Origin of the sequence: Trichocoleus sp. DQ-A3, from assembly GCF_039961975.1 — a bacterium.
In the GTDB taxonomy this organism is placed as follows: Bacteria; Cyanobacteriota; Cyanobacteriia; order Cyanobacteriales; family FACHB-T130; genus FACHB-T130.
Genome location: NZ_JAMPKC010000001.1, coordinates 717,631 through 731,136, shown reverse-complemented (window position 1 = coordinate 731,136; position 13,506 = coordinate 717,631). Strand labels below are relative to the sequence as shown.

Annotated in this window: 9 protein-coding genes; 5 read left to right on the top strand and 4 right to left on the bottom strand. The window is 49.5% G+C overall.

Annotation, left to right across the window (positions count from 1 at the left end):
* Positions 1–214 precede the first annotated feature (214 nt).
* The 4 genes from NDI44_RS02965 to coaE all read left to right on the top strand — a co-directional run bounded on the left by NDI44_RS02965 (position 215) and on the right by coaE (position 7,579).
* Positions 215–4,207 (top strand): PAS domain S-box protein, encoded by a 3,993-nt coding sequence (locus NDI44_RS02965; RefSeq protein WP_199304868.1) that lies wholly within the window; start codon positions 215–217, stop codon positions 4,205–4,207.
* Complete coding sequence (locus NDI44_RS02960) at positions 4,200–4,643, top strand: response regulator (RefSeq protein WP_190413703.1); 444 nt, start codon at positions 4,200–4,202, stop codon at positions 4,641–4,643. The genes NDI44_RS02965 and NDI44_RS02960 overlap by 8 nt, the downstream gene beginning before the upstream one ends.
* 147 nt (positions 4,644–4,790) lie before the next feature.
* Positions 4,791–6,992, top strand: a complete 2,202-nt coding sequence (locus tag NDI44_RS02955; protein ID WP_190413701.1) for an EAL domain-containing protein — start codon at positions 4,791–4,793, stop codon at positions 6,990–6,992.
* Entirely contained in the window at positions 6,989–7,579 is a 591-nt protein-coding gene (coaE, locus tag NDI44_RS02950) for a dephospho-CoA kinase (protein WP_190413698.1), read from the top strand. The genes NDI44_RS02955 and coaE overlap by 4 nt, the downstream gene beginning before the upstream one ends.
* Before the next feature lie 142 nt (positions 7,580–7,721).
* On the opposite strand, the gene NDI44_RS02945 is transcribed toward coaE, so the two are convergent.
* From NDI44_RS02945 to NDI44_RS02930, 4 genes are all read right to left on the bottom strand, one after another.
* Complete coding sequence (locus tag NDI44_RS02945) at positions 7,722–9,119, bottom strand: TldD/PmbA family protein (RefSeq protein ID WP_190413696.1); 1,398 nt, start codon at positions 9,117–9,119, stop codon at positions 7,722–7,724.
* 198 nt (positions 9,120–9,317) lie between these two features.
* Positions 9,318–9,878 carry a signal transduction histidine kinase (STHK), LytS gene (locus NDI44_RS02940; protein WP_190413694.1) on the bottom strand — a complete coding sequence of 187 codons (561 nt, stop codon included), beginning with the start codon at positions 9,876–9,878 and terminating at the stop codon, positions 9,318–9,320.
* Positions 9,879–10,129: 251 nt separating this feature from the next.
* On the bottom strand, positions 10,130–10,648 hold the full coding sequence (locus NDI44_RS02935; protein ID WP_190413692.1) for a BON domain-containing protein: 519 nt from the start codon (positions 10,646–10,648) through the stop codon (positions 10,130–10,132).
* A 78-nt stretch (positions 10,649–10,726) separates the two neighbouring features.
* Positions 10,727–11,410: a general stress protein gene (locus tag NDI44_RS02930; protein WP_242028870.1), complete on the bottom strand. Its 684-nt coding sequence runs from the start codon at positions 11,408–11,410 to the stop codon at positions 10,727–10,729.
* 520 nt (positions 11,411–11,930) lie between these two features.
* Between NDI44_RS02930 and NDI44_RS02925 the strand changes: the two genes are divergently transcribed.
* Positions 11,931–13,493: a hypothetical protein gene (locus NDI44_RS02925; RefSeq protein WP_190413690.1), complete on the top strand. Its 1,563-nt coding sequence runs from the start codon at positions 11,931–11,933 to the stop codon at positions 13,491–13,493.
* Positions 13,494–13,506: the final 13 nt, after the last annotated feature.

The following is a 13,506-nucleotide window of genomic DNA, read 5'->3' as shown; positions in this document are numbered from 1 at the left end:
GTTCGACAATGAATATGATTTAGCCCTTGCTGTAATGGACGGCATGGAATCACGGAGTGAACAAGGGGGATATACGTTGGAGCGTTTTAGGTTTAAATCATCCTAGCTACTTATTAGGTTTCATCTCACCCCAAGCTTTAAAAAGCCCTTAGCGAAGCGGCAGCCATTCACCGGGGTATAGCCTTGCTCCTGCACAAAAGGAAATTGTTGAAGAATGGGCTGGCCTAAGCGATCGCAATCAAAATTACCGAACTCTGTTGAACCGGGTTTGCGAAAAGCAAAAACATACGCAGTTTCACTGCGATCGCGCCTCATCGGCTTGGTATTGCTGGTTGTTGTCCTGGTATTGGCGTTGATGTACACAAACTTTGAGGAACGCCGACACCAAACAACTCAAATTCAGGCAGAGGCGCTACAAATAACTAGGCTGGCTACCGCTAACCAAGAGCGCTTGATTGACAGCAAAGGGATAATTTTAGCTCACTACCCTAACCCCGAAGCCTGGGTTAGGCAAGCCGCACCGGAAGCACCTTTGGTTAAAACGATGCTGACGCAAAAAAGGGCTGGCATGGTGGAGGCTTCCGGCGTGGATGGTGTAACGAGCTTGTATGCGATCGCGCCCTTGGAGGGCACTTGTAGGAATCAGGGCGATCGCTGCAACCTCTACGTGTCAGTGGGCATCCCCAAAACCGTCGCCTTTACTGCTGCCGATCGGCAGTTGCACCGCAACTTAGCAGGCATGGGATTAGTCGCCGTGTTAGCGATCGCTGCCACTTGGGTGGGTAGCGAGGTGTTGATGTTGTGTCGGGTGAAGGCGCTCCTGAAGGCAATGCAGCAGCTCTCAGAAGGCGATTTGAGCGTTCGTAGCGGGGTGACTCACGGTTTCGGAGTCAGGGAATTGGCGGGTGCTTTTGACACGATGGCGGCGTCGCTAGAACGTTCTGAGCGCGATCGCCAGTCGGCAGAAACCTCCTTGCAAGAGCAAGAGGAAAAATATCGCTCCTTGGTGAACAGCCTGCCACAGGTGCTATTCCAGACTGATGAAGCCGGATATTGGACATTTCTCAATCCCGCCTGGAAAGAAATTACCGGCTTCGCCCTCGAAGAAAGTATCGGTAAGAATTTAATCGATTTTGTTCATCCAAGCGATCGCCCACAACACCGCGAAGAATTTCGCTCCCTCATTGAACGCCAGAAAGAATTTTATCGGTATCAGGCGAGATATCTGAGTGCAAACGGCGACTATCGTTGGCTGGAAGGACACGGCAAATTAACATTGGCTTCCGACGGAACGATTATCGGTACGTCCGGCACCCTGAGGGACATTACCGATCAAAAACAGGCACAAGAAGCCCTATTAACCACAAATCAAACGCTGCAAACCCTGATTGAAACTTCACCGTTAGCGATCGTAACGCTCGATGTTAATCGGAACGTCACCCTGTGGAATCCAGAGGCTGAGCATCTTTTTGAGTGGAAATCAGCAGAAGTTGTCGGCTATCCGCTGCCGATTTTCCCCCCGGATCAACAGGAAGCGTTTCATGCCTTGCTTCAGGCTGACTTACATGGCGGAGGAGATCGTGGTAGCGGTGGCAGGGAATTCCGCAGCCAAAAGAAAGACGGCACCTTGATTGACGTTAGCCTTTGGACAGCCCTGCTGCAAGATGTCAATGGCAAGATGAGCGGCAGCATTGGCATCTTCGCCAATATTAGCGAAAGCCTGCGGCACGCTACGCTACGCAATCGCGCTCTGGAAGCGCTGCGGGAAAGCGAAACCCGTTACCGCCTCGTCGCTAAAGCCAGCAACGATGCAATCTGGGACTGGGATTTACTGACAAACCGCGTAGAGTGGAACGAATCCCTGCAAAAACTCTTCGGCTATGCGGAAACTGAAGTAGGTTTTGATGCCAGGTGGTGGTACGAAAATATACATCCAGAAGACAGAGAGCGGGTTGTCAGTGGGATTCATGCTGCAATTGACAGTGGAAGACAAATCTGGTCGGATGAATACCGCTACCGTCGCGCCGATAACTCTTATGCCTTAGCGAGCGATCGGGGATTTATCGTCCATGACGATAAGGGGAATCCAGTGCGGATGATCGGCGCGATGATAGACATCAGCGAAAGCCTGCGGCACGCTACGCTACGCAAGCAAGCTGAGGCGCTGATCGCAGGGCAAAAACAGGTACTCGAAATGATTGCCACCGGCGCAGCACTGGGTGATGTTCTGGATGTTTTGGCTCGGTTTATCGAGACCCAATCCGGTGAGGGCTTTTGTTCGATTCTGCTAGTTGACGAAAAAGAGAACAAGTTACGACATGGAGTCGCTCCTAGCCTTCCCGAAAGCTACACTCAGGCGATTGATGGTATCGCGATTGGTCCTGGTTTTGGTTGCTGTAGTAAGGCAGCGTATTTCGGTAAACCCGTGATTGTCTCAGATATTGAGAGCGATCGCCTTTGGGCGGATTTCCGAGATTTGGCATTAAGCCATCAACTACAAAGCTGTTGGTCTACGCCTATTTTTTCCAGTAACGGTAAGGTATTAGGCGTTTTTGTAATGTATCATCCCGACGCGAGGCGACCGAATCAGGATGAGTTATATCTGACCGAGATTGCGACCCAAATTGCGGGAATTGCTCTGGAACGCCAGCAAGCAGAGGCAGCATTGCAACAGAGTGAAGATCAACTGCGCTTGATTACAGATGCTTTGCCGGTGCTGATTGCCTATGTCGATTCGGAACAGTGCTATCACTTTAACAATCGGGCTTACGAACAATGGTTCGGCAAATCTCAGGCGGAAGTCATCGGACAGCCCATTAGAAAAATTTTAGGGGACTCGGCTTATCAGGCAATTCAGCCGTATGTCGAGGCAGCATTGTCCGGGCAGGAAGTAACCTACGAAAGCCCTATATCCTATGAATATGGAGGGATGCGTTGGGTCAATGCTACTTACCTGCCACATTTTGGGGAACACGGTGAAGTCAAAGGATTTATTGCCTTAGTCAGCAACATCACCGAACGAAAAGTGGCTGAGGAAGCGTTGCGGCAGAGTGAGGAACGATATCGTTCTTTGGCACGGGCGACCTCACAGATGGTTTGGACTTCCAACCCCCAAGGTGAGGTTGTGACCGATCAACCGGATTGGAGAGCCTATACGGGTCAAAGCGAGGCAGAAATACTAAGCTGGCACTGGCTAGATGCCATCCATCCAGACGATCGCGATCGCATTGCCAAGCAGTGGTCTAACGCTATCCAAACGAAAAGCCTCTATGACACTGAGTTTCGGCTGCGGCGTGCTGATGGTATTTACCGCTACTTCAATGTCCGTGGGGTTCCCGTATTATCAAAAGACGGCGATGTGCGAGAGTGGATCGGCACCTGCACCGACATTACCGAAAAAGTCCAGGCAGAGGAAGCAATTCGACAGTTGAACGCGGAACTTGAACAACGAGTCATCAAACGAACCGCGCAACTGGAAGCTGCAAATCAAGAGTTAGAAGCTTTCTGTTATTCCATCTCTCACGACTTGCGATCGCCCTTGCGTGCTATCAACGGATTTTCGCGGATTTTGCTGGAAGAATATCTAGAACAACTCGATCCGGAAGCCCAACGCTACCAGAAACTGGTGCGGGATAATGCTCAGCAAATGGGACAGCTGATTGATGACTTGCTGACATTTTCGCGCCTTTCGCGCCAGCCACTGAGAAAACAAACTGTAGCGATCGCTGATTTGGTACGTCAAGTACTGGCAGACTTATGGCACGAACAGCAAAATCGCCAATTTGAAATAAATATCGGCAATTTACCCGCCTGCGAAGGCGATCCTGCTTTACTTAAGCAAGTAGTTGTCAACTTGCTGACAAACGCTCTAAAATTCACGCGCGGTCGGGAAGTCGCCCAGATTGAAATTGGCTATCGTCATCAGTCATTTACGAATGACCCAGAACTAGAGACAAATGACTTTTCAACCACTGTCGTTTATTTCGTCAAAGACAACGGCGCAGGCTTTGATATGCGATACGCTCATAAACTCTTTGGCGTCTTCCAACGGCTGCATCGTGCGGAAGATTACGAAGGAACCGGAGTCGGACTCGCGATCGTGCAGCGCATCATCCATCGCCACGGCGGACGTATTTGGGCTGAGTCAGGCGTTAACCAAGGCACAACATTTTACTTTACCCTGGCAGAGGGAAATATTCATGAGTGAGCGCACAGCAGAATGTTTGCTGGTCGAAGACAATCCCAACGACCTAGAATTAGCACTTTATGCTTTGCGAAAGCACAACCTTGGCGATCGCATTCAAGTTGCCCGCGACGGTGCGGAAGCCTTAGACTACATTTTCCGGACAGGTGCCTATCGCGATCGCTATCCGGAAAACTACCCCAAAGTCATTCTCCTCGACCTCAAACTCCCCAGAGTAGACGGCTTGGAAGTCTTGCAACGCCTCAAATCTGACCCCCAAACCCGCATGATTCCAGTCGTCATCCTCACCTCGTCAAACGAAGAACGCGACATCGTAGAAAGTTACCAGTTGGGCGTCAATAGTTATATCGTTAAGCCGGTGAACTTTGAACAGTTTACCGAAGCAGTGCAGCAATTAGGCTTGTACTGGCTGCTGTTAAACCAGCTGCCAAGCCGCTAGCAGCTAGCATTCTTGAGGCTAAAAATTCTAAAAACCGCAATTAAATTTACGCTCAACACCTCATAATTCAGACTGCACGCTCTCTAAAAGCGAACAGTGGTGTAACCCCGCCCACGGCTCAATTCCCTTGCTTACAAGAAGGTCATCATGTCCGCTCCGCTCCAGATTTTACTGCTTGAGGATTCCCTGGCTGATGCTGAATTAACTTTGCACGAACTACGTTTGGCTGGCTTTAAACCCGACTGGCAGCGTGTAGAGACAGAAGCCGACTACCTCGCCCAACTGCATCCCGGTATCGAGCTAATTTTGGCTGACTATAGCTTGCCTCAGTTTGACGCCCTCAGAGCGCTACAACTTTTGCAAGAGCGCGGCTTAGATATTCCGTTCATTGTGATCACGGGTACGGTGAGCGAAGAAGTGGTAGTGGAGTGCATGAAGCAAGGGGCAGCGGATTATCTACTGAAAGACCGTCTGATGCGGCTAGGATCGGCAGTAGCGCAAGCCCTACAAGCCAAACAAATGCGCGACCAAAAGCGGCAGACTGAGGTGGAAAAAACCAGATTAATCGCCGCTTCACAAGAGAGCGAGCAACGATTTCGAGCGCTGATCGAAAATGCGACCGACATCATCATCATTGTTAACGCCAGCGGTCAAGTGACTTATGTGAGTCCCTCTGTCAATCGGATTCTAGGATACGCACCCGATGGACTCATAGGCAAAAATGCTTTGACATTTATTCACCCAGAGGATGTGCTACTGGTTAAGCAAAGGCTGAAAAATTCGATTCAAAATCCCAATGTGACTCAGCGACTCGGTGAGTATCGCGTGCAGCATCGCAATGGCTCTTGGGGGATCTTCGAGGCAGTCACCACTAACCTCCTGAACGATCCGGCGGTGCAGGGGATTGTCGTCAACTGCCACGACATTACTGAGCGCAAGCAAGCCGAGGAGCAACTGCGACACCATGCGTTCTACGATTCGCTTTGCGGTTTGCCGAATCGGACATTATTTCTCGAACGTCTTGCCAGCCAAATCAAGCGTTCCCAAAGAGACAAAGACAGTTTATTTGCTGTTCTGTTTCTGGATTTGGATCGCTTCGAGATGGTCAAATATAGTCTGGGACACCTGGTAAGCGACCAACTGCTCATCGCTACAGCTCGCAAACTGATGACCTGCCTCCGTCCTACGGACACCCTAGCTCGGATTGGCACAGACGAATTTGCAATTCTGCTGGAGGATATTCACGATGTTAGCGATGCGATTCGCGTTGTCGAGCAGATCCAGGGGGAACTGAATTCGCCTTTTAACTTGGATGGGCGCGAAGTATTCACCACGACTAGCATTGGGATTGCCTTTGCAGGAAAGGGACAAGAGGGATGGGAGCCGGTTCGGAAAGCATCTGCCTCTATGCCGCTTTGTCCCTCTGCACCCTCTCACAATAACCTCTTGCCTCGTCCGCAAGACCTGCTACGGGCAGCCGACACGGCTATGTATCATGCCCGGTTAGAGGGTAAAGGTCGCTATGTTGTCTTCCATCGGGCCATGCATACCCTTGCCGTGGCACATTTGCAGTTAGAAACGGATCTGCGACGAGCGATTATCGCTACGGAATTTCAACTTTACTACCAGCCAATCGTCGAGCTGGCGACGGGTAAAATTAAGGCTTTTGAGGCTCTGGTGCGTTGGAATCACCCGACTCGTGGCATGGTTCCCCCAAGCGAGTTTATCCCTGTGGCAGAAGATACGGGTCTGATTATTCCCTTGGGTACTTGGGTATTGAACGAAGCTTGCCGTCAGCTAAAAGTTTGGCAGCAGCAGTATTCTACGACTCAGGGTTTGGCAATTAGCGTGAATCTCTCTGGTAAGCAGTTTTCGCAACCAAATTTGATTGAGCAGATTGACCGAATTTTGAGGAAGACTGGCTTGGATGGACACTATTTAAAGTTGGAAATTACTGAAAGCTGCTTGCTGGAAAATGCTGAAGCTGCCGCCATCCTGCTTTGGCAATTGCGAGATCGAAATATTCAATTATCGATTGATGATTTTGGTACGGGTTATTCATCCTTGAATTATCTGCACCGCTTTCCCGTTAATACATTGAAAATTGACCGTTCTTTTGTGAACCGGATGGGAGCGGGTGGCAAGGATGCAGAGATTGTCAAGGCAATCGTGGCGTTGGCTCATAATTTAGGAATGAGTGTGACGGCGGAGGGGATAGAAACGGCTCAACAGTTGGCACAACTCAAGGCATTGCAATGCGAACGAGGACAGGGATATTTTTTCTCGAAACCTTTAGATAATGGGGCTGCGGGACAGTTGATTTTGGCACAGTTGCAAGTTAATTCATGATGCGCGTTATTGGTCTGACGGGAGGCATTGGTACTGGCAAAACAACTGTCTCAAATTATCTTGCCAGCCACTACAATTTGCCGGTTTTGGATGCGGATATTTATGCTAGAGAAGCTGTAAAAGTGGGTTCGCCGATTCTCGGCGAAATTGTTAAGCGTTACGGAGCCGATATTCTGCTACCGGATGGAACACTTGACCGCCGAAAGCTGGGCAATATTGTCTTTAATTCGCCCGAAGAGCGGCGTTGGCTAGAGCAACAGATTCATCCTTACGTGCGCGATCGCATGATTGAAGAAATGCAAGCACTCAACTCGCATCCGGTTGTGGTGTTGGTGGTGCCTTTGCTATTTGAAGTAGGGATGACGGCTCTGTGTACGGAAACTTGGGTCGTATACTGCTCCGAACAACATCAACTTCAGAGATTAATCAAGCGAGATCGCCTAACTTTAGAACAAGCGCAAGCTAGGATTACTAGCCAAATGCCCATTCAGGAGAAATGCGATCGTGCTGATGTAATTTTAGATAACTCTTCTAGCCTAGAAGCTTTGCTCAAACAGGTAGATATGCAATTAAAAATGCAAAATTAAAAATGTGGGAGTTGTTAGTGTCATGAGTTTTTTATCGCCTATATCTTGACTTCTTCTCTGTCTCTTGAAAGGAAGAATGCCGAGGTTTAGGTCCTTCCAATCGTGAAAACTTCATGACACTGACGAAATTTCTAATTTTTAACTATTCTGCATCGCCTCCCACAATGACATTGCGAATGCGGAGACTTGGCCCACCACAACCAACTGGCAAGCCGTTCTGACCTCCCTTACCGCAGCCGCCGGATTCATCCCAGTAGAAATCATCCCCAATTGCTTCAATATCCGCCAAGGTGCTGAAAACATTCCCCGACAGCGTCACATCCCGAACGGGTTCAGCAATCTTGCCGTCGCGGATCATCCAAGCTTCAGCGGCGGAGAAAGTAAACATTTCTCCATTCGTCATACCACCCAACCAGTTACGAGCGTAGACGCCTTCTTTGATCCCTGCAAATAAATCCTCCACAGGCGTTTTACCCCGCTCAATCCATGTATTCGTCATCCGGACAAGGGGGGGATAGTGGTAATTCAGACAACGGGCATTGCCAGTGGGGGCTTCGCTTAGCTTTCCAGCAGTTTCGCGGGAGTGGAGGCGTCCAACTAAGATGCCATCCTTAATTAGCTGAGTCGTGGTAGCAGGCGTCCCTTCATCATCGTATAAGTAGCTGCCACGATGACCGGGAGGAGCAGCACCGTCAAAGATTTGCAGTTCTTTGGGTCCAAATCGGCGTCCCAGGGTCATCACTTCTAAGATATCCGGGTTTTCATAAGCCATGTCTGCTTCTGAAAGGTGCCCAAAAGCTTCATGGACAAATAAACCGCTGAGAATGGGGTCGATGACGACCGTGTAGGTATTGCCTTTCACAGGAGGCAGAGAGAGGGCGTTCACGGCACGGAGAGCAGCACTCCGAACCTGATCGTCCAAATTTGTTAAGTCTTCGTAGGCTTTGCGGGAGCCAGTCGTTTCGCGTCCAGTTTGCACGGTTTCGCCATTCCGCGCAGTGGCGGCAAAGCGCATTTCCATATCTACCCAAGACTGCTCAATCAGCGTTCCGTCTGAGGTGGCGAGGATAATTCGCTGGGAACTGTCGCTGTAGCGCACAGAGGTGGTGGTGATTGAAGGGCTAGCGCTTTTGAGGATTTCAGTGTAGCGATCGCACAATTGCTTCTTGGTTTCCAGCGATATCTCTCGCGGATCGCTGCCTTCTAGGGGAAGTTGGCAAGTCGCCTGTACTGGCTCAATCGGAGCCAACAGGGTTTCTTCATCGCCAATAATCCGAGCGGCAGCGATCGCTTCTTCAATTCGGTCTGCTAAGGTAGAAAGCTGATTAAAGCTGGCAAAGCCCCAGCCGCCCTGGTAACAAGCCCGGACTTGTCCACCAATGGAGATGCCTTCAGTGAGGGTTTCGACCTTATCGCCGCGCAAAAAGATATCAGTTCCTTCGGCTTCTTCTATCCGAACTGCCAAATAATCGACTTGAGGTGAGTAACGAGCGATTAAGTCGGCGAGCAAGTTTTTGGCATCAGCCAGTAAGGTCGGCATTTGTCTTGCAGCAACATTAATAAACTGCTTCCATTGTGCAATTATTTGGTCGCACCTTGCCACTGGAAGCAGGAAACGAGGAGCCGGGGAGGTTATGGTAATCGATAGAGATACAAAATACGAAAACCCCTTTTCGCTAGGAAAAGAGGTTTTTAAAGCCAGATGCACCTGTTACTACCTGGACAAGAATCTCTAATATCAAAGAGGCATTTCATTGATGGATGGCGGTGGTGATGCCGCAGCATCGTAAATTCTTAATTCTTGGACGTTCCAACGGTTGAGAATTGCTTCAGCTTGACGTACCTCTGCTTCTGTGCCCTCAACGATCAAGAAATAGTCCCCATGATGAATGCGATCGTTGTAAATTGCGGCTTGCTCATCAGGAATCCCGTAGCCAGTCAAGGCACCTAATAAGCCGCCTGCGGTTGCACCAATCACACCACTGGTTAAAGTAGTCGCTAAAGCCGTGGCTGCCACCCCAATAATGCTAATTGGCCCTAATACGGGAATGGCAGCAATGGTGCCTAGTCCCAGCGCCAAACCCAAGACGCTTCCGGCTGCACCACCCGCGATCGCGCCAAGGGTCGTTCCTTCTTGCGCTTTAGAAGTCGGTGGCGGGGATACTTGCTCAGGCTCTTTGTTGATTGCAGAAACCTGATTCATTGGAAACCCACCGGCTTTTAATTCCTGAATTGCGCCTTCTGCATCTTGCAAGCTTGAGAACACGCCAAAAGCTCGTTTTGGCTGAGTAAGCACCATTACCCTTTCCTCTCTAACTCTTTAGGAATCTATTCGTGATTTTGCCACAAGCGAAATCAAATTACAGTTTCACCGTTATTACACAGGACTTATCCAGTTGCCCTGAACTAAAGCCCACTCTAGTAGTTCCAGCTTCACCGCTCAAACCCATGAAACGGATTGATTGGAGTTGTTTTATTCAGTGAAAACTGACTTGGGCTTTCAGCCAGGAAATTGATTTCCTGGTTTCCAGGCCCTAAGTCCTAGTAAAGTTAATTTTTCTGGGCTGGCGCAACTTTCGCTTGAACAGCTACTGTCTTAACCCCCTTGATTTCCTTCGCCAACGGTTCTATTTTTGCCACTTGATCTGGCTTTTCTACAGTTCCTACAACTGTTACAGCTCCGTCTTTAGCATCAATTTCTAATTTGCTGCTGGGCAGGTTCGCTTCTAACTTGCTGCGAACCTCGCTTTCCAAGTCGCTATCAGCTCTTTCTAAGGGGTCGCCAGCAACCTTATTGCGTTGCTCCCGTGCCCGAATATCAGATTCTAGCTGTCTTTTGCGGACATCACTCGATGCATCGTTCTTCGCGCCTTGATCGGGTTGTGCTGAAGCATCAGCCGAGGGTGATGCTGGGGCACTGGCATTTGGACTGGCGGCTCCGGTTGCAGCAGGCGAAGAAGTCTGACTTGAATCAGAATCCGCTCCAGGAGACGTTTTCTCGTTGTTATCGCAAGCCGCAACACTCACTAACAAGACGCCACTAAACAGTAATGTTAAAAACTTGTTCATTTGTCAATTCCTCACTTCGAGCAGATAAGAGGTGGAAGCGTTTTACCTCCCACCCCGTTCAATCGTTCTCAAATCAGCCTAAAGAGTCTGTTCCCGACGGTCGATAATTTGAACCGGGGTATCCGTGCGTGGAGTTGTATCAACTACTGGAGTTTGATAAGTACCACTGGGATCGGCAATATCAGATGTGCGAGTTGTCGTTGTAGTGGTTGTATTGGTGGCAGGAGCATCGTAGATACCCCAATCTTGAATTCCCCGATGACTGAGAATCGCTTCGGCACGACGGATATCGTCGTCGCTGCCGTCTACCATTACTAAATAATCCCCACGGGATACTCGATCGCTATAGTGTCTGGCTCTTTCTTCAGGAATTCCCAAACCGATTAATGCACCTAAAAGACTTCCTGCGGCTGCACCAATGGCACCGCCAGAAAGGGTTGTAGCAATAGCGGTGCCTGCTGCTCCCGCTAGCATGACAGGGCCAAGTCCCGGAATTGCCAAGGCTCCCAGACCAACGAGCAAGCCTGTTAGACCGCCCAAAGTACCGCCGGTGACGGCACCTGCTTTCGCACCTTCGTCGGCTTTATTGCCAACGCGATCGCTTACATCGGCACCAGCAATGTCGTTTCCTTTGTCCGCGTCACGAGCTACTACGGACACGTTGTCCATAGAAAAACCAGAATTTTTTAGTTCAGTCAGTGCTACTTCGGCGTCTCGATAGTTTGAAAATACGCCAACAGCACGCTTATGTTGTCCTAACATCAGTGTTTTCTCCGATTGCCACTGAACCTAACCAAATTGTGTTACTAACACAGCAGCATTAGTCTGTCAGTAACAGTTCAATTCTTGCTTTTTATTTGACCAAAGCCATCAATCTTCAGATATAACTTCAATCTCCAATTTTCTGTTTTTTTGCAATTCCCCATCTTCCTTAGGAATTAGATCGTTACTAATTGAGGGAGTTGCACTTTGACCGTCTGCTCTTTATTAACAATCTTTTTAGGGGTCTTCAACTAGCAAGCACAGTAAGAGTTTGAGAAACAAAAGCTTATTTTCTTAACAAAAAAACATATATTAGGAAACGCTAGTAAAAAGAAAACAAATAGTTAGAGTTCTGTAGACTGTTAAATAGGAAGCGCAAGAAGTGATAGACAAAAAAATATTTTCTCCTATTCAATGATTTTATTAAAAACAGAGGACTTTAATTTTTGGGTCAAAACAGGGAAGTATAAATAAGGTCTACTGGGTTGTTTTATCAAGTTGTCAGATTGAGGAGTTTCAGATGCGGTACTTATTATTAATTTTTGTGTCTTCCCTACTAAGCTTGGTGTCCGGACAGGCGATCGCGCAGGCAGAGTCCCAAAGGCTGGGTGTAAGCCGCCAAATCCCTTCGAGTTCAGCTTCGGATCAAAGTTTCTGGCCCCAAGCTCAGCGATTGGTACAAACTCAAATCAATTTAATTAATCGAATCGAAAGAGCGAGTGCGTCTCCCGAACCCTACCCGGCTTTTGCGGCGGAGGGGCAAATCCTCCTCCACCAGGGAGAAGTAGATCGCTTTCTCAAGAGCCAATATCCCAATCCTGCTTTGCTGTGTACCCGCACGAACGGCGTTACCCCGGCAGGCTCTAATTTAACCTTGGAGCAGGCGCAGGTGTATTGCGCTCTCTATGCTTCGACGCAGCAATTATTGCCCCTGCGTCCGGTGCTGGAACGGCGACAGTCCATTCTCGCTCCCACTAGAGGAAATCCTTTGGCAATTGGTCAACCGTCGATTTTGACCGTACCTCCTCAGCGTTTGGCGGTTCCAGTGCCCAAATTTCCCGCTCCGGAACCGCCAGTCGTTGGTGTAGCAGCAAAGACACCGATTTCTGGCTATCAGCCGCCAATTCAGCCAGCGATCGCGCCCTCCCAGCAAACCGTGACAACCCTACAAACTGCCAAAAAGTTCTTGGGGCAAGCTGTGGCAGCATTTCCCCCCTCCGCCCGTTTTACTGATATCGCGGAAACGTACCAATTAAACGAACGCAACTCTTACGCCCTGTATCGGCAAGAGCCAAGCCTGTATAGCGAATTTCTTTCTCAACCCAACACCGGCATTGCCCGCGTTTTACCATCTGAGGCTTACCGTCAACAACTGAATCCACTAGGAAATCGGCTCTCGCCCAGCGTAGCAGAGCGTTTCCCATTTCCAGCTTTGCTGCAAGGGGTGGGCGGTGGTAACGATGAGGAATCGACTCCCTCATCGGTGCGAGTTGGTCCTGGGGATGAATTTACTCCGCGCTTTGCGGTTCGGATGGAAGGTAGTAACTTTGAGATTGCCCAGCAAGGGCTGGATTTTGGCTTCATGGTGGATTTGGGAGAAGTCCCCTTAGAAAACCTCGATCCCACCTTGAAGAAAGTCCGCGCCTTATCGCCGCAAACGCGCCAGTTTTTCCTCAATTATCGTCCGCCGAATCAATTAGCATCGATCCAGGTAGATCGACAGCGCTTTATCACGGGCAAGCTGGGTCAGGTAGCTTTCAGCGAACCCGTGCAACAGACGAGAGCGATCGCATCCTCGATCGACCGCCTCTCCCCAAATGCACCAGCGGTGCTGAACCACACCTACTTAATGCGATTAGTTCAATTCCAGGTGCCGGAAGTGGTTCAGACGGGAGGTACCGTTTCCAGGGAACAACGCCGCTATCTTGACCAAATTCTAGAATTACCCAGCAGCGATGTCCTTGTCGCCTTCCGTCCCGTCAGCCGTCGTGCTGATGGCAGTTACACGGTTTTGTGGCAAGTGCTAACTCAGTTTCCAGATCCCCAGATTGAAGATGTGGAAAAGTACATCAAGTTGCAGTAGTGGGTAATCGGTG

Bases quoted from the DNA above. Each gene is read 5' to 3' on its own strand.
- NDI44_RS02965 (WP_199304868.1), top strand. From the start codon at position 215: ATGGGCTGGCCTAAGCGATCGCAATCAAAATTACCGAACTCTGTTGAA.
- NDI44_RS02960 (WP_190413703.1), top strand. From the start codon at position 4,200: ATGAGTGAGCGCACAGCAGAATGTTTGCTGGTCGAAGACAATCCCAAC.
- NDI44_RS02955 (WP_190413701.1), top strand. From the start codon at position 4,791: ATGTCCGCTCCGCTCCAGATTTTACTGCTTGAGGATTCCCTGGCTGAT.
- coaE (WP_190413698.1), top strand. From the start codon at position 6,989: ATGATGCGCGTTATTGGTCTGACGGGAGGCATTGGTACTGGCAAAACA.
- NDI44_RS02945 (WP_190413696.1), bottom strand. From the start codon at position 9,119: ATGCCGACCTTACTGGCTGATGCCAAAAACTTGCTCGCCGACTTAATC.
- NDI44_RS02940 (WP_190413694.1), bottom strand. From the start codon at position 9,878: ATGGTGCTTACTCAGCCAAAACGAGCTTTTGGCGTGTTCTCAAGCTTG.
- NDI44_RS02935 (WP_190413692.1), bottom strand. From the start codon at position 10,648: ATGAACAAGTTTTTAACATTACTGTTTAGTGGCGTCTTGTTAGTGAGT.
- NDI44_RS02930 (WP_242028870.1), bottom strand. From the start codon at position 11,410: ATGTTAGGACAACATAAGCGTGCTGTTGGCGTATTTTCAAACTATCGA.
- NDI44_RS02925 (WP_190413690.1), top strand. From the start codon at position 11,931: ATGCGGTACTTATTATTAATTTTTGTGTCTTCCCTACTAAGCTTGGTG.